The following is a 26,569-nucleotide window of genomic DNA, read 5'->3' on the forward strand; positions in this document are numbered from 1 at the left end:
TCACTTCTCCTTGGCGTCGGTGCCGTGGGCGTCGGCGTCGGGGGCCGGGCGGTGGGCGTCGGCGCCGCTCTCGCCGTCGGACGGAGCACGGAGCACGTCGAAACGCTTCATGCGTTCCAGCACCCCGTCCGCCGTCGGCCGCTCCATCTCGTCCACGATCCGCCCGTCCGCGAGGAAGAGCACCAGGTCGGAGTGGGCGGCGGCACCCGGGTCATGGGTGACCATGACGACGGTCTGCCCCAGTTGGTCGACGGCCTCCCGCAGGAACGCGAGGACCTCGAGTCCGGCGCGCGAGTCCAGGTTGCCGGTCGGTTCGTCGGCGAAGATCAGCTCGGGGCGGGAGGCGAGCGCCCGGGCGCAGGCCACGCGTTGCTGCTGACCGCCGGACAGCTGCGACGGCCGGTGCTTCAGCCGGTCCCGCAGGCCGAGCGTGTCGATCACCTCGTCCAGCCACTTCTGGTCGGGCTTCTGCCCCGCGATGTCCATGGGCAGGGTGATGTTCTCGGCCGCGTTCAGCGTCGGGATCAGGTTGAACGACTGGAACATGAACCCGATCCGGTCCCGGCGCAACCGGGTCAGCTCCCGGTCCTTCAGCCCTGTGATCTCGGTGTCGCCGATCCACACCTGACCGGCCGACACGGTGTCGAGGCCCGCCAGGCAGTGCATCAGCGTCGACTTCCCGGAGCCGGACGGCCCCATGACGGCGGTGAAGCGGCCGCGCGCGATGTCCACGTCCACCGAGTCCAGGGCGAGCACCGTGGTCTCGCCGGAGCCGTACGCCTTGGTCAGACCGCGGGCGCGGGCCGCGATCCCGCCGGCCGGGGCCAGGCCGGGGGCGTGCTCCGCAGCAGGTGTGGACAAGGCTGCCTCCTCGCTCGTACGGACGTGTCGACCGCGTGGTGATGTTTCTGCCCGGCCGAGCGTAGTGTGACCCGGCGCACACCCGGTATCCCTTTTCGACTCCCGTCCGCCCTTGCCGTTGCTAGCGTAACGGCGCTAGCGTCGAGGCATGGCGAAGACCCAGCTGAACGTACGCGTGGACGAGGGCACGGCCCGCGCCGCCCGCGAGCGCGCCACGGCCCGTGGCATGAGCGTCAACCGCTATATAGAAGAGCTGGTCAGACAGGACGCCGGCGAAGTCGGCCACACGTTCGTCGAGGCCGCCAGCGACTTCATGAAGCAGTACGAGTCCGTCTTCGCGGAGGAGTTCGGGGCGGAACGCGAGGGTGGCACGCACGAAGGTCGCCGCTGATCCCTTGAGCGACCTCCGTATCGACCTCGCCTGGCTTCTCATGCTCGCCGAACAGAAGACCCCGGGGGACCCCCAGGTCATCGACTGGGGGGCACTGGTGGCGGCCGTGGCACGCCACCAGGCCGAGATATTCGACGTCCCCGTCTACGACGACGCGCCGGCCCGCGCCGCCGCGCTGCTCCAGCTCCTCATCCACGTCCCCGCGCTGGAGCGCTCCAACGCCCTGTTCGCCTGCGCCGTCGCGTACGCCTACCTCGTCGCCAGCGGCCTGAAGGTCGCCACCTCACCCGAACAGGTCCGCGACCTGGCCCGCCTGGCCAAGACCGGGGACGCGTCGGTGTCCGACATCGCGCGGGAACTGCGCCGGTGGAGCCAGTGACGGCTAGGACGGCCGACGGGCCCTGCCGAGCACGCAGTACGAGGCGGGGGACCGCGGACCCTTCTCCGGCACGGTCAGCCGGCGGTACGGGCCGAGTTCGAACCCTGCCTCGTGCAGGGCGTCGAGCGTGTCCCGGGTGAGGTGACAGCCGCCGGCCAGAGTCGGCCACACCGTCCGGTCCAGCGCGCGCTGGGTGAACCGCATCGCCGGGCCGCCGCCGGGACCGTGCTCGAAGAACCTCAGCTGGCCGCCGGGCCGCAGCACCCGCCGCAGCTCGCCGAGGGCGCCGGGGACGTCCCGGACACTGCACAGCACCAGCGACAGCACCGCCCCGTCGAAGGCCTCGCTCTTCACCGGCAGCGCCTCCGCCACGGCCGGCACGACATCCACCCGAACCTCCGTGCGCAGGGCCGCCTCCAGCGCCAGTGTGCGCAGATGGCGCTCCGGCTCGATCGCGACGACCTCCGAGACGGTCGCCGGGTAGTGCGCGAAGTTCAGTCCGTTGCCCGCGCCGATCTCGATGATCCGGCCGGCTAGTCCCGTGAGCAGCTGGTCCCGTAGGGGACCCAGACCGCCGCGGGTCTCCGCGGCCGTGCCGAGCCGGGCATAGCAGCGGGCGAACAGCGGGTGGTGGACGGGATCACCGGGCGTCTTGCCGGAGCCGGCGGACCGTAGGGGCATGGCGACCTCCCGAGCAGGAGCGGGCCTACCGGGATTGTCCCCCGCGCAGGCCCGCCGCACCCGTGCTGTCGCCGTCGCCGGCTGGACGAACGGCCTACTGGATGAAGTCGCGCACCTGCCCGTACACGCCGGAGTCGTTGTTGATGTCGGAGTGCGAGATGCATCCGACGCCGACGTTGGTGGCCCCGCTCAGCAGCGCCGAGGAGTCCGGGTCGATGGCCGAGTCGCAGTTCGACCAGTAGGCCGCGTAGTTCACGCTGCCCGGGGTCTCGTCACCGGAGTTGAGCGAGGTGAGGAACGAACTGCCGGTGACCATCTCGGCGCAGGAGGTGTAGAGCCAGCTGCACCACGAGGCGACCGACGTCCCGTGGTTGGTGCCCGCGACGGAGACGAAGTCGTCCACGTACGCGGTGCCGCCGAGGTTCTTGAGGTAGTAGCGGGAACTGAGCGCGCCCATGGAGTGGACGACGACGTCGACCTTGGACGCGCCGGTTCTCGCCAGCACGTTCTTGATCTCGGTGGAGAGTTGGGAGGCGGTCGTGACGTTCGACTGGGACCAGCTGTAGGTCCAGGCGTCCAGCTCGGCGGCGGTGTAGCCGTCGGCCTTGAAGTCCGCGACCCAGTCGTCCCAGCTGCTGGAGGAGCTGCTGAGGCCGTGCACGAAGACGATCGGGTTGTGGGTCGCGGCGTGGGCTGTGGGGGCGGAGAACGAGAGTGACAGAAGGAGCGAAGAGACCACGGCCGAGAATGCCGCGGCGATGCGACGCTTGTGGCGCTGCATGATGCCTCCTGAAACGTGTGGGGTTGCCAGGAGTGTCCGGCGGGTCTACGCGCGCCGCATCGGTGAAATCGCCAGTCTTTACGGTTCAAGTAACCCGCCAGTAACGTCACTTGTGTGGTGACACGAGTGAACCCCCCGTCGCTTGACCGCACTTCGCCACCGGCGCCCCCCGGCCCGCCCCCGGGCGCGGGCCCGCGCCCGGTCCCGGCGCTGTCCGAAGGCGTCCGCGTGCGCGTGCTGCGCCTCGTATACGGCGACCCGCGTGCCGCCGCCGAACTCGTCGCGCGGCTGACCGAACGGCAGGCGGCCGGCCTCGACCCGCTGCCGGCCGAACCCGCCGACCTCGCCCCCGAGACGCTCCGCGCCCACCGCCGCGAGGTCCGCGCGCTGCCCGACGGGACCCGGCTGGTGCTCCTGCTGGCGGCCGCCGACCAGTACCCGGTGGCCACCCACGCCTTCCTGCGCGCCGTCGCCGCCGCCCGCCTCGACACCCGGTCTCTCGACGCGGCCGAGTCGGCCGGGATCGCCTACGCCACGGTCGGCGGGGTCGGCTTCCGCGACGCCTGGACCCGGATCGCCGCGTACGAGACGGCCGCCCCGGCCGACCGGCGCGACGCCCACCGGCTGCTCGCCCGCGTCCTGCACGGCGCGGCGGAGACGCCCAGGCGGTCCTGGCACCGGGGCGCGGGCGCCCTCGGGCCCAGCGCGCGGCTCGCCGCGGAACTGACGGCGGCCGCCGACCGGGCGCGCGCCGCCGGCGACCCGGCGCTCTCGGGCGCCCTGGCCGAACGCGCCGCCGAGCTCTGCACGGACCCGGGCGAACGCTCCCGGCTCCTCGCCCACGCGGCGGCCGACGCCTGGCACCGCGGTGACGGCGACCGGTCCCGCGCCCTGGCCGCCCGCACCGACGCCGACGCCCTCACCGGCATCCTCGCCCTGCGGACCGGGCACGCGGGGGAGGCGTTCGACGCGCTGCTGGCCGGGGCGGCACGGGCGGCCGGGGCGCGGCCCGCTCCCGGGAACCCGCCACCGGGCCGGAGCGGCACCACCACCGCCCCCTCCGTCACCCCCTCCGCCCTCTCCCGCGAGTCCCGTGAGTTCGGTGAGTCCCGTGAGTCCGGCGAGGCGGCGGGTTCAGCCTCCAGCTCCACCGCCCCCGTCACCCACCTCCTGGCCCGCGCCGCCGAAGCCGCCGTCTACACCGGTGATCTGCGTCGATGCCGTGAAGCGACGCTCGTCGCAGCACAGGCGGGCGTCGACCCGCCGGGTGTGCTCGGCGGCATCGCCGCGGCCGTGGACGGGCGGTACGAGGACGCGCGCGACCTGCTGGAGGCGACCGCCGGACGGTGCGGCCCGGGCGGCGACCCCACCCTCCTCCTGCACGCGGGCATCGCCGCCCTGATGCTCGGCGACCACACCCGCGCCGCCACCGCCACGGTCCGGGCCGCCGCCGGGGCCCGCGCCCGGGGCGTCACCGCCGCCGTGTCCCAGGCGATGGAGTTCCGTGCCTACGCCGACTTCTGGACCGGCCGCCCGCGCGCCGCCGAGGCCGCCGCGCTGGACGCCCTGCGCCAGGCGTACGCCACCGGGCAGGACAACGGCGCCTGCCATCTCCAGGCCGCCCTGGCGATGTTCGCCGCGCTCACCGGCGACGAGGACCTGTGCCGGGAGCGGGCCGCGGCCGCCCGGTCCTACGCCCTCGCCCACGCCCTGGGCCTGCCCGCCGCCCTGGCGCAGTGGGCGCTCGCCTTCCTCGACCTCGGCTCCGGCCGCTTCGACGCCGCCGCGGCCCGGCTGCGCGCGCTCGCCGCCTCGGGCCCGGGACACGGCCACCGGGCCATCCGCCACCTGGCCACCCCGCACTATGTGGAGGCGGCCGTCCGCACCGGCGAGACCCGCGTGGCGCGCGTCGCGCACGCCGACTACGACCGCTGGGCCCGCGCCGTCGACAGCCCCGACGACCTGGCCCTCAGCGCCCGCTCCCGGGCCCTGCTCACACCGGGCGCCGACGCCGTCGAGCACTACCGCACGGCCCTGCGGCTGCACGCCGAAGGGGCGCGCGCCTTCGAACGGGCCCGCACCGAACTGCTGTTCGGCAGCGCGCTGCGCAGGCTGCGCCGCCGCACGGAGGCCCGTGACCGGCTGCACAGCGCGCTGGAGGCGTTCGAGTCCTTCGGCGCCCCGCACTGCGCCGAGAGCGCCCGCGCCGAACTGCGCGCGCTCGGCGCCCCCGCGGCCCCCACCCGCGGCGACCGGAGCCCGACGGCCCACCTGACGGCCCAGCAGCTCCTGGTCGCCCGGATGGCCGCCGACGGCGCCACGAACCGGGAGATCGCCGCCCGCCTCGCCCTCAGCCCGCGCACCATCGACCACCACCTGCGCGGCGTCTTCACCCGCCTCGGCATCCGCTCCCGCATCGAACTCGTACGGCTGCTCGCGGACGCGGACGACGGCTAGAACCCCGAACCGGTCCGCTCGCGGAAGGCCTCCGCCTCCCAGGTCCCGTCCAGCCGTGGCGCCAGCCAACCGGGCGCCACGGTACGGAAGTCGGCCGGCGCGAGAGCGCCGGCTCCCGACGGCAGTGCCCCCAGCAGCGGGGCCCCGGCCACCTCTGGCAGGTCCGCGACATTGCAACGCGACGCCAGGTCGGGGGAGTCGGGCCAGCTGCCGATCACGACCCCCAGCAACTCGACTCCCCGGGCTCGCAGTTCACGGGCCGTCAGTTCCGTCGTGTTCAGCGTGCCGAGACCCGCAGTGGCCACGACCAGCACCGGCGCGCGCAGCAGCTGCGCCGCGTCGGCGAGCGTCCCGCCCGCCTCGTCGAACCGTACGAGCAGCCCGCCCGCCCCCTCGACGAGCACCAGGTCGTGCTCGGCGGCCAGCTTCTGCGCCGCCTCCGCCACGTCCTGCGGCCGCACCGCCGCCAGGCCCGCCCTGCGCGCCGCCGTCGCCGGAGCCAACGGTTCGGGATAGCGGGCCAGTTCGGCCGTCGTCACCGCGCCCGCGAGCCGGGCCACCTCGTCGGCGTCCCCGCTCTCGTCCGCCCGTACGCCGGTCTGCGCGGCCTTGAGGACGGCCACCGACCGCCCCGCCGCGAGCGCCGACGCGGCGACCGCGGCCGTCGTGACGGTCTTGCCGACCTCCGTGCCCGTCCCCGTGATCACCAGGATCGGCATGTTCATCCCTCCCGCGCCGCGGCGCACACCGCGCGCGCGATCCGTGCCACGTCCACGTCACCGGTGACGTACGGCGGCATCGTGTAGACCAGATCGCGGAACGGCCGCAGCCAGACGCCCTCGCGCACGGCGGCCCGGGTGGCGGCCGTCATGTCCACGGGGCGATCGAGCTGGACGACGCCGATCGCGCCGAGGACCCGGACGTCCCGCACACCCGGGATCTCCGCCGCCTGAGCGAGTCCCTCCCGCAGCCCCGCCTCGATCCGTTTGACCTCCGTGAGCCAGTCCTGCCCGAGCAGCAGCTCGATAGAGGCGCACGCCACGGCCGCGGCGAGCGGGTTGCCCATGAACGTCGGCCCGTGGGCCAGGACCGGCACCTCGCCCCGAGAGATCCCTTCGGCCACCCGGGACGTGCACAGCGTCGCCGCCATCGTCAGATAGCCGCCGGTCAACGCCTTGCCGACGCACATGACGTCCGGCGTCACCGCGGCGTGCTCCGCCGCGAACAGCGCGCCCGTGCGCCCGAACCCGGTCGCGATCTCGTCGAACACCAGCAGCACGTCATGCGCGTCGCACGCCTCGCGCAGCACCCGCAGATACCCGGGGGAGTGGAACCGCATCCCGCCCGCGCCCTGCACCACCGGCTCCACGATGACCGCGGCCAGTTCGCCGGCGTGCCGCCCGATCGTCTCGCGCAACAGGTCGGCGTACGCCTCCTCGAACTCCACCGGGGGCGGGTCCACGAAGACCTGCCGGGGCAGCACCCCGGTCCACAGGTCGTGCATCCCGCCCTCGGGGTCGCACACGGACATCGGCTGCCAGGTGTCGCCGTGGTAGCCGCCGCGCCAGGTCAGCAGGCGTCGCTTGGCCGGGCGGCCCAGCGAGCGCCAGTACTGGAGGCACATCTTCACCGCCACCTCGACCGACACCGAGCCGGAGTCGGCGAGGAAGACATGCTCCAGACCCTCGGGCGACAGGTCGACAAGGAGCTTCGCCAGACGCACGGCGGGCTCGTGGGTGAGCCCGCCGAACATCACATGACTCATCCGGCCCAGCTGGTCGCGCACGGCCTCGTTGAGCACCGGGTGGTTGTAGCCGTGGATCGCCGACCACCAGGACGCCATGCCGTCGACCAGCTCACCCGAGCCGTCCGCCGGCCGCAGCCGTACCCCGCTCGCCGACTCCACGACGAGCGGTGCGACCCGGCCGGGCATCGGACCGTACGGATGCCACACGTGCCGCCGGTCGAGTTCCAGCAGCTCGGGCACCCCGAGCGGGGGCAGCTCAGGCATTGGGCGCGAGATCGGTACCGGCGCCACGGCGGCGTACGGCGACCAGGTCCGTACGGGCCTCGCCGACCGCCGCGGCCGGGGCCACGGCCGAAGTCGCGGCCGGAACGGAGCCGCACACACCGCCGCCCTCGTGCGAGCCGCACCCGGAGTCCTCGTGGGAGCCGCAGCCACCGCCCTCGTGCGAGCCGCAGCCACCGCCGGCGGGGGACCCGCAGCCTCCGCCCGCCGTCGAGCGGTGCTCCGGCAGGGTGACCTGCTCCGCGCCCTCCACCTCGAATCCGGCGTCCGCGATCATCTCCAGGTCGGCCTTGCCGGCCTGGCCCTCGGTCGTGAGGTAGTCGCCCAGGAAGATCGAGTTGGCCAGGTGCAGGGCGAGCGGCTGCATCGTGCGCAGATGGACCTCGCGGCCGCCCGCGATGCGCACCTCGACGTCCGGGCAGACGAACCGCACCATCGCCAGGATGCGCAGACAGCGCTGCGGGGTGAGGTTCCACTCCTTGGCGAGCGGGGTGCCCTCGACCGGGATGAGGAAGTTGACCGGGACGGAGTCCGGGTCCAGCTCGCGCAGCGAGAAGACGACGTCCACCAGGTCCTCGTCGGACTCGCCCATGCCGGCGATCAGACCCGAGCACGCAGACAGACCCGCCGCGTGCGCCTTCTGCACCGTGTCCACCCGGTCGGCGTACGTGTGCGTGGTCGTGATCTCCCCGTACGTGCCCTCGGACGTGTTCAGGTTGTGGTTGTAGGCGTCGGCGCCCGCCTCGCGCAGCCGTTCGGCCTGGCCGTCGGAGAGCAGACCCAGACAGGCGCAGACCTCGACGCCCTCGTTCTGGTCCTTGATCGCCTTGATGGTGCCGGCGACCCGGTCGACGTCACGGTCCGTCGGACCGCGCCCGGACGCCACCAGACAGACCCGCTTGGCCCCGCCCGCCAGCCCGGCCGCCGCCGCCTGCGAGGCCTCGTCCGGCTTGAGCCAGGTGTACTTGAGGATCCCGGCCGTGGAGCCGAGCCGCTGGGAGCAGTAGGAGCAGTCCTCGGGGCACAGCCCCGACTTGAGATTGACGAGGTAGTTGAGTTTCACCCGTCGCCCGAACCACTGCCGGCGCACCCGGCCGGCCGCGGCCACCACGTCCAGCACGTCGTCGTCGGAAGTGGCCAGCACGGCCAGCGCTTCCTCGCGGGTCGGCAGCTCGCGCCGAAGCCCCTTGTCCACCAGCGTGTTCAGCAGGTCCATGAGAGCCGATCCTGTCCTACGCACCCGCTCCGGGCCAAGGTAGGGATCGCACAACACACCGGGTTCGACGTGTGGGTATTGCCACACCGTGGGTGGGCGGCCGGCCCGCTAGTGTCTGTCCGCTACCTACAAAAGCCCGGAGGACCCATGGCGTTCGGCTGGATCGACGAACAGGCGGAGCTGCGCCGCCGGGCCGGGCTCGTACGGACTCTGCGGCCCCGCCCGGCCGACTCGCCGCTCCTCGACCTGGCGAGCAACGACTACCTGGGCCTCGCCCGCCATCCCGAGGTCACGGAGGGCGCCGCGGCGGCCGCCAGGACCTGGGGCGGCGGTGCGACCGGCTCCCGGCTCGTCACGGGCACCACCGAGCTGCACGGCGAGCTGGAGCGGGAGCTCGCGGAGCACTGCGGCTTCGAGGCGGCCCTCGTCTTCTCCTCCGGGTACGCGGCCAACCTGGCAGCGGTCACCGCGCTGGCCCCCCACGGCTCGCTCATCGTCTCCGACGCGGGCAACCACGCCTCGCTCATCGACGGCTGCCGGCTGGCCCGCGGCGCCACCCAGGTCGTCGGGCACGCCGACCCGGACGCGGTGCGCAAGGCGCTCGGCACGCACGACGGCCCGGCCGTGGCCGTCTCCGACACGGTCTTCTCGGTCGACGGCGACGCCGCCCCGCTGGCCGCCCTGGCGGCCGCCTGCCGGGAGTACGGCGCCGGACTGGTCGTCGACGACGCCCATGGGCTCGGTGTGCTCGGGGACGGCGGGCAGGGCGCTCCGTACGCGGCGGGTCTGGCGGGCGCCGACGACGTCGTCGTCACGGTCACGCTGTCCAAGTCGCTGGGGAGCCAGGGCGGCGCCGTACTGGGGCCCGCGCGGGTGATCGAGCATCTGGTGAACGCGGCCCGGACGTTCATCTTCGACACCGGCCTGGCCCCGGCGGCTGCGGGCGCGGCGCTGGCCGCCCTCGGACTGCTGCGCCGGGAGCCGCAGCGCGCGTCGCGCGCGCGTGCGGTGGCGGGCGAGCTGCACGCGCGCCTGACGGCCGCGGGTCTGGCAGCGGTGCGTCCGGACGCCGCGGTCGTCTCCGTGCGTGCGCCGTCCCCGGAGGGGGCCGTGCGCTGGGCGGCGGACTGCCGGTCGGCAGGCCTGGCCGTGGGCTGCTTCCGTCCTCCCTCCGTGCCCGACGGCATCTCGCGCCTCAGGCTGACCGCGCGTGCGGACCTCTCCGGGGCCGAGCTGGAACGCGCTGTACGGGTGATCGGCGAGACACGACCATGAGTCGGCGTGACACGGCCGTGGACCGCCGCTGACTGCTCCGGCTACTCCGGTGCGGTCAGCGAACCCGCGAAAACACCGCCGTGAAGCCCGACCAGCTCTCGGGGGAGAAGAGCAGGGCGGGTCCGGCCGGGTCCTTGGAGTCGCGTACGGCGAGCAGACCGGCCCAGGGGCCGGAGGCCGGCCGGGCGGTCTCCACGCAGTTGTTCGCTCCCGTGCTGTAGCTGCTGCGCAGCCACCGCACATCCGGGAGACGGTCGGGATCGGTACTGGAAGGTACGTTCCGCGGTGGTGCGGACATGGTGCCTCCTTACGCGCCGTCGGCTATCGCGGCGATGTAATCCGATGAGTCCCCGGGCGAAAGGGCGTGCGCCCGAAGGGCGTTGAAGGCCTCGGTGTAGGCCTGGAGGTCTTCTTTCCGTTCGAGATAGAGGCTACTCGTCAAGTGGTCGAGAACAACCACGTCCAGATCAGAAGTGCGCGAAAATGAGAAGATAACGAAAGGGCCGGTTACCCCGATATGGGCTCCGGCGGCGAACGGCAGTACCTGGAGCCGCACTTGGGGCAATCGGGCGGCTTCCACGAGCCGGCCCAGCTGTCGCGCCATCACCTCGGGTCCGCCCACCTCCCGCCGCAGCACCGCCTCGTCCAGTACCGCGCACAGTTCCAGCGGCGGCTGCGCGCGCAGCACGTCCTGGCGGGCCAGCCGTACCTCCACCAGGGTGTCGAGCTGGTCCTCGTCGCTCCCCTCCACGGCCGCCCTGGTCACCGCGCGTGCGTACTCGGGCGTCTGCAGCAGTCCCGGCACCACCGTCGTCTCCAGGGTGCGCATCGCACTCGCCTGCGACTCCAGGCTGATGAAGTCCCGATAGGTGGGCGGCAGCACCCCGCGGTAGGCGTGCCACCAGTGGTCCCGGCCGCCACTGCCGCCGTCGCTCGCCAACGCCAGCATCAGCTCCCGCAGTTGCGGATCCTCGACCCCATAGGCGTCGAGGAGTAACCGCACATCGGCCGGTTTCGATCCACTGATACCGGTCTCGATGCGGCTCACCTTGGACTGGTGCCAGCCCACGAGCCGGGCCGCCTCACCACTGGTGAGCCCCGCCTGGGCGCGCAGATTGCGCAGTTCGGCGCCCAGCTTTCGGCGACGCACCGCGGGACCGTGCTGCATGGGTCCCTCCTTACTCCTATCGGGCCGACCAAATACGCTCTGCCGTCGCAGAGTTCACCGCATTGGGCGACAGATATATGCATATCCTGGTGGATCCCACCCGTGACCGGCGCGGTAATGGCAGTCTGGCGAAGAAGCACCAGTCCGGGACCGTACTCGAACCATCCGCACCGTGTCGGGCTCCCGGTCCCGTGGGAAAGGGACGACGTCGCCATGGCAGATCACCTGGAAGCATCCGTCATTCTGCCGAGCGATCCCGCCTCGGTCTCCACGGCCCGCGTCTTCGTGGCCGACGTCCTCGGGGAATGGGGTCTGCCGGCGGACACGGAGACGGCCGACGCCATCCGGCTGATCGTCTCGGAACTCGCCACCAACGCCGTACAGCACACCTTCGGGCAGTCGCCCACCTTCACGGTGGAGCTGGTCCTCGACCGCGACGAACACCTGCGCGTCGGGGTCACCGACAGCCACCCGCGCTTCCCCAAACGACTGCCGGCCGCCGTCCAGCAGGACAACGGCCGAGGCATGGTGATCATTCGCTGGCTGACCGCGGAGTGCGGCGGCAGGCTGAGAGTGCGGCCCACCCGGGAGGGCGGCAAGACGGTCACCGTCGAGCTCCCGTGGGCCGTCCCGGCGACGGAGCCGGTGACCGGAGCTCTGACGGCCCCGGCGGAGGGTGAGCTCCCGGGGCGATGAAGGCGCGTCAGGACACCCCCACCGCCCCGGGAAAACCAGCCCGTGACCCGGGCAGGCCCTAGCGGACCCGCCCGTACCAGACGCTCTTGGTCCAGATCTTCTGGAGCTTCACCACGTCGCCGGTCTTCGGCGAGTGCCAGATCTTGCCCTTACCCGCGTAGATCCCGACGTGGTACACGTTCGAGCCCGAGTGGAAGAACACGAGGTCGCCTGCCTTGCGGCTGGACGACGAGATGTGCTTCGTCTTGTTGTACTGCTGGGCCGCCGTCCGGGGCAGGCTCTTGCCCGCCTTCTTGAACGAGTACAGCGTGAGCCCGGAGCAGTCGAACCTCTTCGGTCCGGTGGCCCCGTACTTGTACGGGGCACCCTTCTTGGAGGCCGCAATCTGGAGCGCCTTCGTCGCCGGTGTGGCGGCCGCGGCGTCGGGGGCGAGCCCCGGGACCACGACCGAGCCGCCCACGGCGGCGATGGCGAAAGCCGAGGCCGTACCGGCCCGGGCCATGAGCGACGGGACACGATTGAGCGCAGTCATGCGCAACCCTTCGTCAGCCGCCTGTGAAGGATGACCTGTCGGATTCGGGCTGGCGAAGTTGCCCGGCCGCTGCTGCGGCTTCACCCCAAGGGCTGCTCGGTCCGGTCATGGCGTGACCGTTCCGGCGACCCGTCGTGCTTGGGTCCTCCACTCCTGCCGATGCACTCCTGTCGACCGGTCATCCGGGAGGCGGCAGGACTCGGCGTCCGCCCGGACCGCCCCGCCGCTTGTGGCGGGGGCTTGTCGTCAGTCAGGGATCTTGGCTCACCGATGTCCGAAATTCCCAACGGAACCGGGGATTTGTGGGGTTACTCACCACTCACCCGTTCGGGTGAACACTCTGATGGGTGATCAGGTGTCAGGGCGCCTCAGGGGCTCCCACCAGCGGTGACGCCTCCTGTTCCACCCGAAGTGCGTCCTTTTGCGCAACCTCTGGGCGTCTGGGGGAACAGTAGACGTTCTGCCGAACGGGGGTACGCCTTCTGGGCCGTTTCGACTCCGGTCCGGTCGTCACGTCGTCGGCGTGTCCGGGTCCGGACCGGGGTCGGCCGGTCGGCTCAACTGTCGGCGAGCGGGGGCAGCGTGACCCGCGCGGTGCGGCGCTCCCCGTCCAGGACGCGCAGCGCCCGCGCGAGCGTCGGCGCGTGCAGCTCGCTCTCGCCCCGCTGGTGCATCAGGGTCAGCGCGTCGCGCAGCGCGGCCGCCTTGGTCACCAGAGCCTGGGCGGCGCGCAGCCCGCGGTAGGTGTCGCCGTGGTGGGCGGGGTTGATCCGGCCGAGCATGTCGACCACGTCGAGGTAACCGTCGGTCAGCTCGGCCTCCGCGCGGGTCAGCGCGGGCAGTGGGGGCAGCGGGGGCAGCTCGGGCACCATCGGCGGCTCACCTCCCGCCGGGCGTGCCGGCCGAGGCCTTGCGGCTGGGGACGATTCCGTCCACCAGGCCGTACGCCACGGCCTCCTGGGCGGTGAGGAACGTGTCCCGCTCGATGTCCGCGGTCACCTGCTCCGGCGTCCGCCCGGTGTGCCGTACGAGCATCTCCTCCAGGCTCGCGCGGGTGCGTGCCAGCTCCTCGGCCTGGACGGCCAGGTCGCTCGCCTGTCCCTCGAAGGGCTCGGGCAGGGACGGCTGGCGGATCGTCATCCGCGCGCCCGGCAGTGCGTACCGCTTGCCCGGAGTGCCCGCCGCCGGCAGCACCGCCGCGGTCGAGCCCGCCTGGCCCAGGCAGGTCGTCTCCACGTCGCAGGTGACGTACCGGATGGTGTCGTAGAGGGCCGTCATCGCGCTGAAGGAGCCGCCGGGGGAGTTGATGTACAGCGCGATGTCCCCATCACCAAGAACGACACGACTCCGATGCCCGGCGTGCCGAGCAGCGCGGCACAGCCCGCCACCGCCGCGCTCACCGCCAGCGTCGACAGCCCCAGCACCGCGGCCTCCGCCCACCAGTCACCGGTGAGCACCCCGAGCCAGCTGTGCGCCAGCGCCGCGGCGACCAGCCCGACCAGGGCGGCGGCGCCGACCAGCGCCATCACGGCACGGACCCGCGCAGGCCCAGCAGGGACGCCACCGCGCCGGCCGCGATCCCGGCGAGGGCCAGCGGCAGCACGCTCGCACCGAGGGCCGAACCGCGCGGGTCGGCGGCCGGCGCCGCCACCACGTCCACCGTCCTCACCCGGGTGCCCGAGGCGGCCGCAGGCTGCGCGGCCGCCTGCTGGAGCAGCTGCGCGACCAGTGGGCTCGCGGCCGAGGCGGTCAGCAGCTCGGACCCCTCGGCCGTGACGACCACCGCGCCGTATACGGTGCGGTCCTCCACGGCGTCCCGGGCGGCCGTCCCGTCGGCGTAGTGGTGGATCGAAGGCGCCCCCGTGCCGGGTCAGTCGCCTCTCCGGCTGCGCGGTCGCGGCGGGCGGGCCGGCCACGCCGATCGGCAGGTCGCGGGGCGCGGTGCGGGCGGCCGGCCAGGCGAAGGCCCACAGGGCGACGGCGGCGAGGGTCGGGACGAGCAGGACGACGGCGATCAGTCGCCGGGTGGCGGGCATGGGGGCTCCCCCTGGAAGCGGGCGGGTCGGGTCGGCGTGAGCGGTAAAAAGAAGCTCATCGCCGCGATCGTCGGCGAGGTGCTCGGCGAGGTCCGCGAGAGCTTCGAGGAGGAGGGCCGGCACATTCCGCCACCGGCGCCCGACATCCTGGTCTCCTCGGTCTTCGGCCGGGTGCACGCCTCCCGGGAGTCCCTGACCGTCGACGGGCAGCCGGCCTTCCCCCGCCTGGTGATCCAGGTGTGGACCAAGACGCTGCGCAACCCTGAACTGGCGGCGATCCTGAGCGAGGGCTACAGCGGGGTGCGCGAGGCGTGGGGGCGGATCGTGGTCGCCTACCAGGAGGCCGGGATGATGCGGTCCGATGTGTCGCCCGACCATGTGGCCCGCACGTTGATCGCCGTCGTCCTCGGCTTCCTCGTCCAGCAGTCGCTGCTCGGGCCCGCCCCCGTCGAGGTACTGCGTGACGGGCTGCGCGCGTTGATGAGCGTGTCGGCCCCGCTGTCGGGGCCTGAATCGATCACAGCTCGGTTAACTTGCTCGAAATGCGGTCCAACTAGCCTGCCGATCCATGCCACCAGGGTCTTTTCCCCGTGGCCGCGGAACCGGGCCCCGCACGGTCCGGAGCGAGGATGTGAGGTGGGACGTGCAACTGACCCCGCACGAGCAGGAGAGGCTGCTGATCCACGTGGCGGCCGACGTCGCCGAGAAGCGCCGGGCCCGCGGGCTCAGGCTCAACCACCCGGAAGCCGTGGCCCTCATCACGTCGCACATCCTCGAAGGGGCGCGTGACGGCCGTACGGTGGCCGAGCTGATGTCCTCCGGCCGCAAGCTGCTCACCCGCGACGACGTCATGGAGGGCATCCCCGAGATGATCCACGACGTCCAGGTCGAGGCCACCTTCCCGGACGGCACCAAGCTCGTCACCGTCCACGACCCGATCGTCTGAGGGGGCGTCGATGATTCCCGGAGAGATCCTGTTCGCGGCGGACCCGGTCGTCTACAACGAGGGCCGCGAGGTCACCCGGCTCACCGTCCTCAACGCCGCCGACCGGCCCGTCCAGGTCGGCTCCCACTACCACTTCGCCGAGGCCAACCCCGGCCTGGAGTTCGACCGCGCCGCCGCGCGCGGCCGACGGCTGAACGTCGCCGCCGGCACCGCCGTGCGCTTCGAGCCCGGGATCCCCGTCGACGTCGAACTCGTCCCCCTCGCCGGCGCCCGGGTCGTGCCCGGTCTGCGCGGGGAGACCGGAGGTGCCCTCGATGCCTGAGATCTCGCGTGCCGCGTACGCCGACCTGTTCGGTCCGACGACCGGCGACCGCATCCGGCTCGCCGACACCGACCTGCTGATCGAGATCGAGGAGGACCGCTGCGGCGGCCCCGGACTCGCCGGTGACGAAGCGGTCTTCGGCGGCGGCAAGGTCATCCGTGAGTCCATGGGACAGTCCCGCGCCACGCGCGCGGACGGCACACCCGACACCGTCATCACGGGCGCGGTCGTCGTCGACCACTGGGGGGTGGTGAAGGCCGACGTCGGCATCCGCGACGGGCGCATCACCGGGATCGGCAAGGCCGGCAACCCCGACACGATGGACGGGGTCCACCCGGACCTGGTCATCGGCCCGGAGACCGAGATCATCGCCGGCAACGGACGGATCCTGACGGCCGGCGCGGTCGACGCGCACGTCCACTTCATCTGCCCGCAGATCGCCGACGAGGCGCTGTCCGCCGGTGTCACCACACTGGTCGGCGGCGGCACCGGACCGGCCGAGGGCTCGAAGGCGACCACCGTCACGCCCGGCCCCTGGCACCTCGCGCGGATGCTGGAGGCGATGGAGCAGTACCCGCTGAACATCGGCTTCCTCGGCAAGGGCAACACCGTCTCGCAGGACGCGATGCTGTCGCAGATCCGGGGCGGGGCGCTCGGCCTGAAGCTGCACGAGGACTGGGGCTCGACACCCGCCGTCATCGACGCCTCGCTGACCGTGGCCGACCGGACGGGCATCCAGGTCGCGATCCACACGGACACCCTCAACGAGGCCGGGTTCGTCGGGGACACGCTCGCCGCGATAGCCGGACGCGGCATCCACGCCTACCACACCGAGGGTGCGGGCGGCGGGCACGCGCCGGACATCATGACCGTGGTCTCCGAGCCGCACGTGCTGCCGAGCTCGACCAATCCGACGCGGCCGTACACGGTGAACACCGCCGAGGAACACCTCGACATGCTGATGGTGTGCCATCACCTCAACCCGGCGGTCCCCGAGGACCTGGCGTTCGCCGAGTCGCGTATCAGGCCGTCGACGATCGGCGCCGAGGACGTCCTGCACGACCTCGGGGCGATCTCGATCATCTCCTCCGACGCGCAGGCCATGGGCCGGGTCGGCGAGGTCGTCCTGCGGACCTGGCAGACGGCGCACGTCATGAAGCGGCGCAGGGGCTCCCTGCCGGGCGACGGCCGGGCGGACAACCACCGGGTGCGCCGCTACATCGCCAAGTACACGATCAACCCCGCACTGGCTCAGGGGCTGGCCCGCGAGATCGGCTCGGTCGAGGGCGGCAAGCTCGCCGACCTGGTGCTGTGGGAACCGGCGTTCTTCGGCGTCAAGCCGCACCTCGTCATCAAGGGCGGACAGATCGCGTACGCGCAGATGGGCGACGCCAACGCCTCGATCCCCACGCCGCAGCCGATCCTGCCGCGTCCGATGTACGGCGCGATCGGCCGGGCACCCGCGTCGAACTCGTTCAACTTCGTGGCGCCGCTCGCGATCGAGGACGGGCTGCCGGAGCGTCTGCAGCTGGGCAAGAGGTTCGTCGCCATCGACTCCACGCGCGGGGTGACCAAGGCGGACATGCGGGAGAACGACGCCCGGCCGCGCGTCCAGGTCGACCCCGACAGTTTCGCCGTGCACATCGACGGCGAGCTGGTCGAGGCGACTCCGGCCGCCGAACTGCCCATGGCTCAGCGCTACTTCCTGTTCTGACGCGGTTCTGATCCGGTTCTGAGGACATCGATGTGACAAGGGCAGCACTGCTCGTCCTGGCCGACGGCCGCTTCCCCGCCGGAGGGCACGCGCACTCCGCAGGGGCGGAGGAGGCCGTCAAGGCGGGCCGGATCACCGGCGCGACGAGCCTGGAGACCTTCCTCCACGGGAGGCTGCACACCGCGGGACTGGTGACGGCGGCGCTGGCGGCCGCCGCCGCGGCCGGGGCGAACCCGGCGGAGCTGGACGCGGCGGCGGACGCCCGCACCCCGTCCCCGGCGCTGCGGCTGACCGCCAGGAAGCTGGGCCGGCAACTGATGCGGGCCGCCCGGGCGGCCTGGCCGAGCACCGAACTCGACGCACTGGCACGCGAGTTCCCCAAGGGAGCCCATCAGCCCGTGGTGTTGGGGCTGACCGCGCGGGCGGCCGGGCTCGGGGCGGAGGACGCGGCGTACTGCTCGGTCTACGAGAGCGTGAGCGGACCGGCGACGGCCGTGGTGCGGCTGCTGAGCCTCGACCCGTTCGAGGCCACGGCGGTGCTGGCCCGGCTGGCGCCCGAGCTGGACCGGGTCGTCGACCGGGCGGTGTCCTGCGGGGCTGCGGTGCCGACGAAGGGCGTCGACGTGCTGCCGGCGGCGTCGGCGCCGCTGCTGGAGATCGGGGCGGAGGTGCACGCCGCCTGGCCGGTAAGGCTGTTCGCCTCGTGAGTGCCGGCGGCGGTGCCGCAGACGGATGCCGTCGCCCCCGCCGCCCTTCCCGATCCCGACCCTGGGGGCTCTGCCCCCGGACCCCCGTTCGGCCCTGGAAAGGGCCTCGTCCTCACACGCCGGACGGGCTGACTTGAGGAGCCGTAGCCATGCATCTCGACCACACCCCCCACGGGCCGGCCGCCGTCAGCGCCGACGCGCACCGCACGGACGGATCGCGGCGCGCCCTCCGTATCGGACTCGGCGGCCCCGTCGGGTCCGGCAAGACCGCCACCGTCGCCGCGCTCTGCCGGGCGCTGCGTGACGAACTGTCCCTCGCCGTCGTCACCAATGACATCTACACGCGTGAGGACGCCGAGTTCCTGCTGCGGGAGGCCGTGCTGCCGCCCGAACGGATCACCGCCGTCGAGACGGGCGCCTGCCCGCACACCGCGATCCGGGACGACATCTCCGCCAACCTCGAGGCCGTGGAGGATCTGGAGGACGAGGCCGGGCCGCTGGACCTGATCCTCGTCGAGTCCGGCGGGGACAACCTCACCGCCACCTTCTCCAAGGGTCTCGTGGACGCGCAGATCTTCGTCATCGACGTCGCCGGCGGGGACGACATCCCGCGCAAGGGCGGGCCCGGTGTCACCACCGCCGATCTGCTCGTCGTCAACAAGACCGACCTCGCGCCGTACGTCGGCTCCGACCTCGCCCGGATGGCCGCCGACGCCAAGGCCCAGCGGGCCGAACTCCCGGTCGTCTTCCAGTCGTTGCGCAGCGAGGGCGGTGTCACGGACGTCGCCGCGTGGGTGCGGGCGCAGTTCGCCGCCTGGACGGCGTGACATGAGCGGAGTGCACGCCACCGCACGCATCGGGGCGAGGCCCGACGGGCGCGGCGGGACCGCCCTGCCCGTCCTCGAGAGCGACGGACCGCTCGCCCTGCGCCGCACCCGGGCCGCCGACGGCGAGGCGCGCGTCATGCTCGTCGGCGCCATGAGCGGACCTCTCGGCGGCGACCGCTTCGCCGTCGAGGCCGACGTCGCAGGCGGCGCCCGGCTGCACGTCGGTTCGGCCGCCGCGACCATCGCCCTGCCCGGGCAGGCGAAGGACGAGGCCCACTACGACGTACGCCTCACCGTCGCCGACGGTGGCGAACTGCGCTGGCTGCCCGAGCAGTTGATCTCGGCCAAGGGGAGTGAACTGTTCGTCACCACACGGGTCGGGCTCGGGGCCGACGCCCGGCTCGTGCTGCGCGAGGAGCAGGTGCTCGGCCGGGTGGGGGAGGAGCCCGGGAGGCTGACCAGCCGACTCACCGTGCGGGTCGCCGGGCGGGTCGTCCTCGATCAGGAACTGGCCTGCGGACCCGGCGCGCCCGGCGGCTGGGACGGGCCCGCCGTCCTCGCGGGGTATCGTGCCGTGGGCCAACTCGTCGTCGTCCGACCGGAGTTCCTCGAGAGGCCGACGGCGGCCCGGAGCGTCGGCGAGCACGCCAGGGTCATGCCGCTCGCCGGGCCCGCAGCTCTCGTCACCGCCGTCGCGCCCGACGCGCTGCGTTTGCGGCGGGCGTTGGACGAGGCGCTCGCCGTTGTCGACATCCGGTGAGCGGTACATCACTTTCCGGTTATCGGATTGGCAAAGAAGGTCAACGACACCTTTTCTCAGGTGCCTCATAGCCGCGAGGATCCCTCTGCCGCCATCACCAGGTAGGGGAGTTCCCACTTGAAGGACATACGACCGAACAAGCGCACCACGGCGCTCGGCTCGGCCGGCGTACTCGTCGCCGCGACGATGCTCGCCGGCGCCGTCGCGGCGCCCTCGGCGAGCGCGGCCAGCGGCCGTCCGGGCCAGGACCGGGAGGCGCGTGGCGCCGCGATCGCCGCGGAGCGCGCCGGCAAGGCCGGCGTCGACTGGCAGGACTGCCCCGCCGACTGGGGCCTGGAGAAGCCGATCCAGTGCGGCTGGGTCACCGTGCCGCTCGACTACGCCAAGCCGAACGGCAAGCAGATCAAGCTCGCCGTCGACCGCATCGGCAACACGGGCACGGCCCAGGAGCGCCAGGGCGCGCTCGTCTACAACCCCGGCGGACCCGGCGGCTCGGGCCTGCGCTTCCCGCGCCGTGTCACCACCAAGGCCCCCGTCTGGACCAACGTGGCGAAGGCCTACGACTTCGTGGGCTTCGACCCGCGCGGCGTCGGCCACTCCGCGGCCATCTCCTGCATCGACCCGCAGGAGTTCGTCAAGGCGCCGAAGGCCGACCCGGTCCCGGACAGCGAGGCCGACAAGCTCGCCCAGATCAAGCTCGCCCGTGAGTACGCGGACGGGTGCGCCGAGCGCAGCGGCAAGGCCGTGCTGGCGCAGATGACCACCCCGAACACCGTCCGCGACCTGGACGTGATCCGCGCCGCCCTGGGCGAGAAGAAGCTCAACTTCCTGGGCGTCTCCTACGGCACCTACATCGGCGCCGTCTACGGCACCATGTTCCCCGGCCACCTGCGCCGCATGATCGTCGACAGCGTGGTCAACCCCTCCCGCGAGAAGATCTGGTACGAGGCCAACCTCGACCAGGACGTCGCCTTCGAGGGCCGCTGGAAGGACTGGCAGGACTGGGTCGCCGCCAACGACGCCACCTTCCACCTCGGCACCACCCGCGCCGCCGTCCAGGCCAAGTGGCTCGAACTGCGCGCCACCGCGAAGAAGAACCCCATCGGCGGGATCGTCGGCCCGGCCGAGCTGATCTCCTTCTTCCAGAGCGCCCCGTACTACGACTCCTCGTGGATCCCGATCGCCACGGTCTTCAGCAAGTACTTCGCGGGGGACACCCAGGCGCTCGTCGACGCGGCCGCACCGGACCTGACCGACACGGCCGGCAACATCTCCTCGGAGAACGGCAACGCCGTCTACACCGCCGTCGAGTGCACCGACGCCAAGTGGCCCACCAGCTGGCGGAAGTGGAACAGCGACAACACGCGGCTCAACAAGGACTACCCGTTCATGACCTGGGCCAACGCATGGATGAACCTGCCGTGCGCCTACTGGCCGGTCAAGCAGCAGACGCCGGTGGACGTCAAGACCCACAAGGGCCTGCCGCAGGTGCTCATCGTGCAGTCCACGGACGACGCGGCCACCCCGTACGAGGGTGCCGTCGAACTGCACAAGCGCTTCAAGGGCTCCCGTCTGATCACCGAGAAGGACGCCGGCTCCCACGGAGTGACCGGCCTGGTGAACACCTGCATCAACGCGCGGGTGGACGCCTATCTCCTCACCGGCAGGCTGGACACCGCGGACGTGACCTGCGCGCCGCACGCCACGCCCAAGCCGTAGCACCGCCCGTGTGACCGCGATGGGCGGCCGGAGCGATCCGGCCGCCCTTTGAGGCATCTTGACGGAACATCAGCTACACACACAGCACGTCAGCCACGAACCGGCTACGGAGCATCAGCTGCACAGCAGCCGTTCGCGACGGGCCGTCAGCGCGACGGCAGACGCGGGAACTTGCGCTCCCTCTCCGCCTTCGCCGCCTTGGCCGCCGCCTGCACCTCCGCCTTGGCGACGGCCGCGTACTGGTCCACGTACTCCTGCTCGGACAGCGTCAGGATCGCGTACATGATCTCGTCGGTGATCGCGCGCAGCACCGCCTTCTCGTTCTCCATGCCGAGGTAGCGGGAGAAGTCGAGGGGCTTGCCGAAGCGGATCGCCACGGGGTGCAGGGTCGGGATCACCTTGCCGGGCGGCTGCGCCTCGAAGGTGCCGATCATCGCGCAGGGGATGACGGGGACCTGGGCCCTGAGCGCCATCACGGCCACCCCGACCTTGCCCTTGTACAGGCGGCCGTCGTGGGAGCGGGTGCCCTCCGGGTAGATGCCGAGCAGTTCGTCCTTGCTCAGCACGCCGAGGCCCTCGCGGATCGCGGCCTGGCCGGCCTCCTTGCCGGAGCGGTCGACCGGGATCTGGCCCGCGCTGCGGAAGAAGGCCGCGGTCAGCCGGCCCTTGATGCCGGGGCCGGTGAAGTACTCGGCCTTCGCGAGGAAGGTGATGCGGCGTTTGAGGATCGCGGGCATCAGGAAGTGGTCCGAGAACGACAGATGGTTCCCGGCGACGATCGCCGGTCCCGACTCCGGTACGTGCTCGAGGCCTTCGATCCGCGGTCGGAAGACCAGTCTCAGCAGGGGGCCCAGCAAGACGTACTTGAGCACGTAGTAGAACAAGGGGTCGCTCCTCACTCCGGCGGATCGGCGGGATGGCCGCCTGCCCAGGGTGCTGCTCCCGGACGGTGCGCAGCAAGCCGCTGGGAGCCGCGGGCAGCGATCGTGCGGCCGTCGGGAGGCGCCCGCGGCGTTTTTTCGTCGAATCTCCACGGATCTTGCCGCAACCGTGTCGGTTCTCACATCCGCCGAGGGTGAGACGTCGCAGATGTCGCACCGCTCTCGACGGATCTTCACCAACTCCTCACCTCCCCGGCGTTTTTGACCTGCCGACAGCAGCCGGCGGCGGCACTCACAGCCGCACGATCACCAGCGCTGTGTCGTCGGTCGCGCCCCCGGGCGGCAGCAGCTCCAGCAGGACGGCGTCGGCGAGGGACTCCGGGTCCGCCTCCCGGTGGCGCGCGAGGGAGCCGGCGAGGCGGGCGAGGCCCGTGTCGATGTCCTCGTGCCGCCGTTCCACGAGTCCGTCGGTGTACAGGGCGAGGGTGGCGCCGCTGTCGTAGACGGTGCGTGCCTGGGGCCGGCGGACCGGGGTGGGCCGGGCGTCGAGCGGGGGGTCGGTGGCCCGGTCGAGGAACTCCACCCGGCCGTCGGTGTGGACGAGCGCGGGCGGGGGATGCCCGGCGCTGCTGTAGGTGATGGTGCGGTGGTCGAAGTCGATGAACGTGGTGACCGCGGTGGCCGATTCCGCGCCGTCCACGACGTGCGCGTACCGCCCGAGGACGTTCAGCGCCTCGGCGGGGCCCGCGGCGACGCGGGAGGTAGCGCTGAGCGCGCTGCGCAGCTGGCCCATCACCCCGGCGGCCTCGAGGCCGTGCCCGACGACGTCGCCGACCGACACGCCGATGCGGTTGCCGCCGACGAGGTCCACCAGGTCGTACCAGTCCCCGCACACGTTGAGCGCGCCGACCGCCGGCCGGTAGCGCACGGCGGCCCGGTGGTGTCCGACCTGCCGGCCGGCGGGCAGCATCGCCTCCTGAAGGGCGAGGGCCACCTCGCGCTCGCGGGCGTGTGCCAGCCGCAGCCGCTCGTTGAGTTCCTGGAGCTCACGGGCGCGGGTGTACAGCTCGGCCTCCAGGACGCGGCCCCGGCTGCCCGCCCGCGCCTCCCCGCCCGCCCCGCGGCCGCCACGGGCCCGGATCAGCTCGGTGACCTCCTCGACCCGGTGCACCAGCAGCACCACCGAGCCGTCCCGTCCGTGCACGGGTGCGTTGACCGGGCTCCAGTAGCGCTCGTCCCACTCGCCGGGCCGCTCGCTCGACTCGACGTCGTAGCGCTGGAGCGCCATGGCCTCCCGCTCGCCGGTGGCCAGCACCCGTTGCAGCGAGGCCGCCAGGTTGCGCATGCCGCTCGCGGCGCCGTCGTTCGGATTGTCGGGGAACACCTCGAAGAGATGCCGGCCGACCAGCTGCTCGCGCTTGCGGCCGGTCACCCGCAGGAACTCCCTGTTGGCGTCCGCGTACACCAGCTCGGGCGTGAGCAGCGCCACCATGCCCGGCAGTGCCTGGAACACCGCCGCGTAGTCGATCGCCGTGTCGTTCATGGCCGCGCCCCATCCGCCGGTCTTGCGTCATTTTCTCATGTCATGTGACGAATGGGGTTGATGAGCCGCTTCGCGGAGCCGGTCACACGCCGGGATCGGTGAGGGACTGCTCGGCCCAGATGATCTTGCCCTCCGGCAGAAAGCGGGTGCCCCACCGCTGGGTGACCTGCGAGACCAGCAGCAGCCCGCGGCCGCCCTCGTCGGTGGCGCGCGGATGGCGCAGATGCGGCGCGGTGGCGCCGCCGTCGAAGACCTCGCAGACCAGGGCGCGCTCGCGGATCAGCCGCAGCCGGATCGGTCCGACGGCGTACCGGATGGCGTTGGTGACCAGCTCGCTCACGACCAGCTCGGTGGTGAACGACAGCTCCGCCAGACCCCACTCCGCCAGCCGGCGGCTCGCGGTCTTGCGGGCCTCGGCCACCGCCGCCGGGTCGGCGGGCAGCTCCCAGTCGGCGACCCGGTCGGCGTCCAGCCGGCGGGTCCGGGCCATCAGCAGGGCCACGTCGTCGTAGGGGCGGGCCGGGACCAGGGCGTCGATCACCGTCCCGCAGCGCAGCTCGAGCGTGTCCGCCGACTGCTCCAGGGCCTGCCGCAGCCGTTCCCGGTCGGTGTCCAGTGCCCACCGCTCGCCCCGGGCCAGCAGACCGTCCGTGTGCAGCGCGAGCGTGCTGCCCTCCGGCAGCGTCACCTCGGACGACTCGAACGGCGGCCCGCCCGCGCCGAGCGGCGGCCCCTGGGGCAGCTCGACGAAGATGACGCTGCCGTCGGGCAGGACGACGGCCGGGTCGGGGTGCCCGGCCGCGGCCATCACACACCGTCCGTCGACGGGGTCGTAGACGACGTACACGCACGCGGTGCCGACCGTCTGGGCACCGCCCGTGCGCGGTTCCTGCGGCTCCGTCTCCGCCGCCACGCCCTCCTCGTCGTCCATGCGGGTGACCAGGTCGTCGAGGTGCGCGAGGATCTCCTCGGGCGGCAGATCCAGGGCGGCGAGGGTGCGCACGGCGGTCCGTACGCGCCCCATGGCCGCGGCGGCGTCGATGCCGTGGCCGGGCACCTCGCCGACGACCAGCGCCACCCGGGCCCCCGACAGCGGGATCAGGTCGTACCAGTCGCCGCCGAGGCCGGTCAGCTCGTCGGCCGGCCGGTAGCAGGCGGCCACCTCGACCGCGTCCTGTTCGGGCAGCCGGCGGGGGAGCAGATTGCGCTGGAGGACGAGGGCCGCGTCGCGCTCGCGGGTGTAGCGGCGGGCGTTGTCCACGCAGACCGCCGCCCGGGAGACGAGGTCCTCGGCGAGGACCAGGTCGTCCTCGCCGAAGGGCTCGTGCAGGTGCTGCCGCAGGAACGTGGTCACGCCGAGAGTGACGCCGCGCGCCCGGACCGGCACGATCAGGGCGCTGGGGGCCTCGGAGCCGGCGGGCAGACCCGCGACCCACTCCTCGGCGAGCGGGTCGAGCGGGTCGAGCGGATCGAGGCGTTCGACCCGCCAGGGCCGCCCGCCGGTCAGGCACCGCACCGCGGGTGAGCCGGCCCGGTGCACGACCTCCCGGGTGCCGGACACGTCGCCGGGATCGCCGGTCGCCCGCCGCCCCGCCCTGCGCAGGGTGACGGAGTCGTCCACGTCGTCCCTCGCCTGGTCGGGTGTGGGCTCCGCGCCCCGCAGCACCGGCTCCAGCAGATCCACGGTGACGAGGTCGGCGAACCCCGGCACCGCCACGTCCGCCAGCTCCTGAGCGGTCCGGGCGATGTCCAAACTGCGGCCGATGCGCCGGCCGGCCCGGTCGAGCAGGGCGAGCCGCTGCCGGGCGCGGTGCCGCTCGGTCATGTCCACGACCGTGTAGTAGACGCCCATCGGGCCGCCGTGGTCGTCGTCCAGGCGGGTGAACGACAGCATGTGCGCGGTCTCGCGGTGCGGTGCCGCCCGTACCCGCCCCACGAGTTCGTAGCCGAGGACGGGTTCGCCGGTCGCCAGCACCCGTCGCATCTGTGCCTCGATCGCCTCGGAGTCCAGCCCCGGCTGGACCTCGGCCAGCCGCAGCCCCAGCCGGGTCTCGGGCGGACCGCCGCCGAACGTGGCCAGTGCCGCGTTCGACCACACGTAACGCAGGTCGGTGTCGACCATCGCTATGCCGATCGGGGAGCCGCCGATCATCTGCTCCAGCACCGCGCGGCTCATGCCCCAGCCGGGGGCGTCGGACATCTCGTTCAGCAGGACCAGCCAGCGCGCGCTGCCGCCGGGCTCGTCGGCCGAGGTGAACCGCGCCATGACGGACACCGGCCGCCCGTCCCGGCGGCGGGCGGACAGCAGCCCCACCCAGCCGCCGTCCCGACGGCACCGGTCCATGACGTGCGGAAGGCGTCCGGCGTCCCCGTGGGCGAGCACCCCGGCCAGGTCCGTGCCCACGGCCTCGGCGGCCGGATACCCCAGCAAACGCTCGGCGTCCCTGGTCCAGCTCGTCACCACCCCCCGCGTGTCGAGCAGCAGGGGGGCGGTGTCCGCCACGTCGAACCACCGGCGGGCAACGTCGTCCTCGTCGTGTGTGCCCACGGCCGACCTCTCTGTCGCTGAGAGTGGTCTACCACCTCCTGACTCAGTCTTCACCCTGCCTGCACGACAGCGGCCGAGCCACCCGGGAGGCGGGTGCCGC

The 26,569-nt window shown here is 72.7% G+C and carries 26 protein-coding genes, 2 pseudogenes and 1 riboswitch; of the genes and pseudogenes, 13 read left to right on the forward strand and 15 right to left on the reverse strand.

The annotated features are described in order from the left end of the window. A complete protein-coding gene (locus ACFWBD_RS15805; protein ID WP_385667153.1) occupies nt 1-861 on the reverse strand; it encodes an ABC transporter ATP-binding protein in 861 nt (286 codons plus the stop codon). A gap of 148 nt (nt 862-1,009) precedes the next feature. Here ACFWBD_RS15805 and ACFWBD_RS15810 point away from each other — a divergent pair, with 148 nt between their 5' ends. Further along, nucleotides 1,010-1,252, forward strand: coding sequence for a toxin-antitoxin system HicB family antitoxin (locus ACFWBD_RS15810; RefSeq protein WP_385667154.1), 243 nt, complete (start codon nt 1,010-1,012; stop codon nt 1,250-1,252). A 4-nt stretch (nt 1,253-1,256) separates the two neighbouring features. Then, on the forward strand, nt 1,257-1,631 hold the full coding sequence (locus ACFWBD_RS15815; protein WP_385667155.1) for a fic family toxin-antitoxin system, toxin component: 375 nt from the start codon (nt 1,257-1,259) through the stop codon (nt 1,629-1,631). Between the two features lie 3 nt (nt 1,632-1,634). Here ACFWBD_RS15815 and ACFWBD_RS15820 read toward each other — a convergent pair whose 3' ends face one another. Together ACFWBD_RS15820 and ACFWBD_RS15825 are read right to left on the reverse strand one after the other, a co-directional pair. Next, a complete protein-coding gene (locus tag ACFWBD_RS15820; protein ID WP_385667156.1) occupies nt 1,635-2,312 on the reverse strand; it encodes a class I SAM-dependent methyltransferase in 678 nt (225 codons plus the stop codon). Between the two features lie 94 nt (nt 2,313-2,406). After that, nucleotides 2,407-3,093: an esterase/lipase family protein gene (locus ACFWBD_RS15825; RefSeq protein WP_385667157.1), complete on the reverse strand. Its 687-nt coding sequence runs from the start codon at nt 3,091-3,093 to the stop codon at nt 2,407-2,409. Between the two features lie 114 nt (nt 3,094-3,207). On the opposite strand from ACFWBD_RS15825, the gene ACFWBD_RS15830 reads away from it, so the two are divergent. Further along, a complete protein-coding gene (locus ACFWBD_RS15830; RefSeq protein ID WP_385667158.1) occupies nt 3,208-5,550 on the forward strand; it encodes a LuxR C-terminal-related transcriptional regulator in 2,343 nt (780 codons plus the stop codon). Here ACFWBD_RS15830 and bioD read toward each other — a convergent pair. From bioD to bioB, 3 genes are read right to left on the reverse strand one after another with little or no spacing between them, the layout of a single operon-like run. Next, the gene (gene bioD, locus ACFWBD_RS15835; RefSeq protein WP_385667187.1) at nt 5,547-6,269 is read right to left on the reverse strand and encodes a dethiobiotin synthase; all 723 of its coding nucleotides are present in this window, start codon (nt 6,267-6,269) and stop codon (nt 5,547-5,549) included. The two genes, ACFWBD_RS15830 and bioD, sit on opposite strands and share 4 nt — an antisense overlap. 2 nt (nt 6,270-6,271) lie before the next feature. Next, complete coding sequence (locus ACFWBD_RS15840) at nt 6,272-7,561, reverse strand: adenosylmethionine--8-amino-7-oxononanoate transaminase (RefSeq protein WP_385667159.1); 1,290 nt, start codon at nt 7,559-7,561, stop codon at nt 6,272-6,274. Continuing rightward, nucleotides 7,554-8,795: a biotin synthase BioB gene (bioB, locus tag ACFWBD_RS15845; protein WP_385667160.1), complete on the reverse strand. Its 1,242-nt coding sequence runs from the start codon at nt 8,793-8,795 to the stop codon at nt 7,554-7,556. The genes ACFWBD_RS15840 and bioB overlap by 8 nt, the downstream gene beginning before the upstream one ends. A 147-nt stretch (nt 8,796-8,942) precedes the next feature. On the opposite strand from bioB, the gene ACFWBD_RS15850 reads away from it, so the two are divergent. Continuing rightward, nucleotides 8,943-10,070 (forward strand): 8-amino-7-oxononanoate synthase, encoded by a 1,128-nt coding sequence (locus tag ACFWBD_RS15850; protein WP_385667161.1) that lies wholly within the window; start codon nt 8,943-8,945, stop codon nt 10,068-10,070. 55 nt (nt 10,071-10,125) lie between these two features. Here the strand turns inward: ACFWBD_RS15850 and ACFWBD_RS15855 are convergent, their stop codons facing one another. After that, nucleotides 10,126-10,368 carry a DUF397 domain-containing protein gene (locus ACFWBD_RS15855; protein WP_028807146.1) on the reverse strand — a complete coding sequence of 81 codons (243 nt, stop codon included), beginning with the start codon at nt 10,366-10,368 and terminating at the stop codon, nt 10,126-10,128. A 9-nt stretch (nt 10,369-10,377) separates the two neighbouring features. Next, nucleotides 10,378-11,238: a helix-turn-helix domain-containing protein gene (locus tag ACFWBD_RS15860; protein ID WP_385667162.1), complete on the reverse strand. Its 861-nt coding sequence runs from the start codon at nt 11,236-11,238 to the stop codon at nt 10,378-10,380. A 213-nt stretch (nt 11,239-11,451) separates the two neighbouring features. Between ACFWBD_RS15860 and ACFWBD_RS15865 the strand changes: the two genes are divergently transcribed. Further along, nucleotides 11,452-11,934, forward strand: a complete 483-nt coding sequence (locus tag ACFWBD_RS15865) for an ATP-binding protein (RefSeq protein WP_385667163.1) — start codon at nt 11,452-11,454, stop codon at nt 11,932-11,934. Nucleotides 11,935-11,992: 58 nt separating this feature from the next. Here ACFWBD_RS15865 and ACFWBD_RS15870 read toward each other — a convergent pair whose 3' ends face one another. The 4 genes and pseudogenes from ACFWBD_RS15870 to ACFWBD_RS15885 all read right to left on the reverse strand — a co-directional run. Then, complete coding sequence (locus tag ACFWBD_RS15870) at nt 11,993-12,466, reverse strand: C40 family peptidase (protein WP_171395903.1); 474 nt, start codon at nt 12,464-12,466, stop codon at nt 11,993-11,995. 3 nt (nt 12,467-12,469) lie between these two features. Continuing rightward, a riboswitch (cyclic di-AMP (ydaO/yuaA leader) is annotated at nt 12,470-12,681 on the reverse strand. A 342-nt stretch (nt 12,682-13,023) separates the two neighbouring features. Then, nucleotides 13,024-13,338, reverse strand: coding sequence for a hypothetical protein (locus ACFWBD_RS15875; protein ID WP_385667164.1), 315 nt, complete (start codon nt 13,336-13,338; stop codon nt 13,024-13,026). A 7-nt stretch (nt 13,339-13,345) separates the two neighbouring features. Then, nucleotides 13,346-13,795: pseudogene (locus ACFWBD_RS15880) on the reverse strand (ClpP family protease); the annotation flags it as partial. Beyond that, nucleotides 13,753-14,502 (reverse strand): annotated as a pseudogene (locus tag ACFWBD_RS15885) (ABC transporter permease); the annotation flags it as partial. The pseudogenes ACFWBD_RS15880 and ACFWBD_RS15885, both read right to left, overlap by 43 nt. A 171-nt stretch (nt 14,503-14,673) precedes the next feature. Between ACFWBD_RS15885 and ACFWBD_RS15890 the strand changes: the two are divergent. The 8 genes from ACFWBD_RS15890 (at nt 14,674) to ACFWBD_RS15925 (ending at nt 21,497) form a co-directional block, all read left to right on the forward strand. Continuing rightward, entirely contained in the window at nt 14,674-15,291 is a 618-nt protein-coding gene (locus tag ACFWBD_RS15890) for a TetR family transcriptional regulator C-terminal domain-containing protein (protein ID WP_385667188.1), read from the forward strand. Continuing rightward, complete coding sequence (locus ACFWBD_RS15895; protein WP_385667189.1) at nt 15,176-15,448, forward strand: urease subunit gamma; 273 nt, start codon at nt 15,176-15,178, stop codon at nt 15,446-15,448. The genes ACFWBD_RS15890 and ACFWBD_RS15895 overlap by 116 nt, the downstream gene beginning before the upstream one ends. A gap of 10 nt (nt 15,449-15,458) precedes the next feature. Further along, nucleotides 15,459-15,770: an urease subunit beta gene (locus ACFWBD_RS15900; RefSeq protein ID WP_020131633.1), complete on the forward strand. Its 312-nt coding sequence runs from the start codon at nt 15,459-15,461 to the stop codon at nt 15,768-15,770. After that, the gene (locus ACFWBD_RS15905; RefSeq protein ID WP_385667165.1) at nt 15,763-17,484 is read left to right on the forward strand and encodes an urease subunit alpha; all 1,722 of its coding nucleotides are present in this window, start codon (nt 15,763-15,765) and stop codon (nt 17,482-17,484) included. The genes ACFWBD_RS15900 and ACFWBD_RS15905 overlap by 8 nt, the downstream gene beginning before the upstream one ends. 32 nt (nt 17,485-17,516) lie before the next feature. Further along, on the forward strand, nt 17,517-18,191 hold the full coding sequence (locus tag ACFWBD_RS15910; RefSeq protein WP_385667166.1) for an urease accessory protein UreF: 675 nt from the start codon (nt 17,517-17,519) through the stop codon (nt 18,189-18,191). Between the two features lie 149 nt (nt 18,192-18,340). Then, nucleotides 18,341-19,018 carry an urease accessory protein UreG gene (ureG, locus tag ACFWBD_RS15915; RefSeq protein WP_385667167.1) on the forward strand — a complete coding sequence of 226 codons (678 nt, stop codon included), beginning with the start codon at nt 18,341-18,343 and terminating at the stop codon, nt 19,016-19,018. Nucleotide 19,019: 1 nt separating this feature from the next. Continuing rightward, nucleotides 19,020-19,778, forward strand: a complete 759-nt coding sequence (locus ACFWBD_RS15920) for an urease accessory protein UreD (RefSeq protein ID WP_385667168.1) — start codon at nt 19,020-19,022, stop codon at nt 19,776-19,778. A gap of 186 nt (nt 19,779-19,964) precedes the next feature. Further along, a complete protein-coding gene (locus tag ACFWBD_RS15925) occupies nt 19,965-21,497 on the forward strand; it encodes an alpha/beta hydrolase (RefSeq protein ID WP_385667190.1) in 1,533 nt (510 codons plus the stop codon). A 146-nt stretch (nt 21,498-21,643) separates the two neighbouring features. Here ACFWBD_RS15925 and ACFWBD_RS15930 read toward each other — a convergent pair whose 3' ends face one another. From ACFWBD_RS15930 to ACFWBD_RS15940, 3 genes are all read right to left on the reverse strand, one after another. Then, on the reverse strand, nt 21,644-22,381 hold the full coding sequence (locus tag ACFWBD_RS15930) for a lysophospholipid acyltransferase family protein (protein WP_385667169.1): 738 nt from the start codon (nt 22,379-22,381) through the stop codon (nt 21,644-21,646). Nucleotides 22,382-22,670: 289 nt separating this feature from the next. Next, nucleotides 22,671-23,921 carry a PP2C family protein-serine/threonine phosphatase gene (locus ACFWBD_RS15935; protein WP_385667170.1) on the reverse strand — a complete coding sequence of 417 codons (1,251 nt, stop codon included), beginning with the start codon at nt 23,919-23,921 and terminating at the stop codon, nt 22,671-22,673. A gap of 82 nt (nt 23,922-24,003) precedes the next feature. Then, nucleotides 24,004-26,469: a SpoIIE family protein phosphatase gene (locus ACFWBD_RS15940; RefSeq protein ID WP_385667171.1), complete on the reverse strand. Its 2,466-nt coding sequence runs from the start codon at nt 26,467-26,469 to the stop codon at nt 24,004-24,006. Nucleotides 26,470-26,569 lie beyond the last annotated feature (100 nt).

Origin of the sequence: Streptomyces sp. NPDC060002, assembly GCF_042737245.1 — a bacterium.
In the GTDB taxonomy this organism is placed as follows: Bacteria; Actinomycetota; Actinomycetes; order Streptomycetales; family Streptomycetaceae; genus Streptomyces.

Bases quoted from the DNA above. Each gene is read 5' to 3' on its own strand.
- ACFWBD_RS15900 (WP_020131633.1), top strand. From the start codon at position 15,459: ATGATTCCCGGAGAGATCCTGTTCGCGGCGGACCCGGTCGTCTACAAC.
- ACFWBD_RS15840 (WP_385667159.1), bottom strand. From the start codon at position 7,561: ATGCCTGAGCTGCCCCCGCTCGGGGTGCCCGAGCTGCTGGAACTCGAC.
- ACFWBD_RS15825 (WP_385667157.1), bottom strand. From the start codon at position 3,093: ATGCAGCGCCACAAGCGTCGCATCGCCGCGGCATTCTCGGCCGTGGTC.
- ACFWBD_RS15820 (WP_385667156.1), bottom strand. From the start codon at position 2,312: ATGCCCCTACGGTCCGCCGGCTCCGGCAAGACGCCCGGTGATCCCGTC.
- ACFWBD_RS15925 (WP_385667190.1), top strand. From the start codon at position 19,965: ATGCTCGCCGGCGCCGTCGCGGCGCCCTCGGCGAGCGCGGCCAGCGGC.
- bioB (WP_385667160.1), bottom strand. From the start codon at position 8,795: ATGGACCTGCTGAACACGCTGGTGGACAAGGGGCTTCGGCGCGAGCTG.
- ACFWBD_RS15875 (WP_385667164.1), bottom strand. From the start codon at position 13,338: ATGGTGCCCGAGCTGCCCCCGCTGCCCCCACTGCCCGCGCTGACCCGC.
- ACFWBD_RS15860 (WP_385667162.1), bottom strand. From the start codon at position 11,238: ATGCAGCACGGTCCCGCGGTGCGTCGCCGAAAGCTGGGCGCCGAACTG.
- ACFWBD_RS15850 (WP_385667161.1), top strand. From the start codon at position 8,943: ATGGCGTTCGGCTGGATCGACGAACAGGCGGAGCTGCGCCGCCGGGCC.
- ACFWBD_RS15935 (WP_385667170.1), bottom strand. From the start codon at position 23,921: ATGAACGACACGGCGATCGACTACGCGGCGGTGTTCCAGGCACTGCCG.
- ACFWBD_RS15855 (WP_028807146.1), bottom strand. From the start codon at position 10,368: ATGTCCGCACCACCGCGGAACGTACCTTCCAGTACCGATCCCGACCGT.
- ACFWBD_RS15870 (WP_171395903.1), bottom strand. From the start codon at position 12,466: ATGACTGCGCTCAATCGTGTCCCGTCGCTCATGGCCCGGGCCGGTACG.
- bioD (WP_385667187.1), bottom strand. From the start codon at position 6,269: ATGCCGATCCTGGTGATCACGGGGACGGGCACGGAGGTCGGCAAGACC.
- ACFWBD_RS15865 (WP_385667163.1), top strand. From the start codon at position 11,452: ATGGCAGATCACCTGGAAGCATCCGTCATTCTGCCGAGCGATCCCGCC.
- ACFWBD_RS15905 (WP_385667165.1), top strand. From the start codon at position 15,763: ATGCCTGAGATCTCGCGTGCCGCGTACGCCGACCTGTTCGGTCCGACG.
- ureG (WP_385667167.1), top strand. From the start codon at position 18,341: ATGCATCTCGACCACACCCCCCACGGGCCGGCCGCCGTCAGCGCCGAC.
- ACFWBD_RS15920 (WP_385667168.1), top strand. From the start codon at position 19,020: ATGAGCGGAGTGCACGCCACCGCACGCATCGGGGCGAGGCCCGACGGG.
- ACFWBD_RS15810 (WP_385667154.1), top strand. From the start codon at position 1,010: ATGGCGAAGACCCAGCTGAACGTACGCGTGGACGAGGGCACGGCCCGC.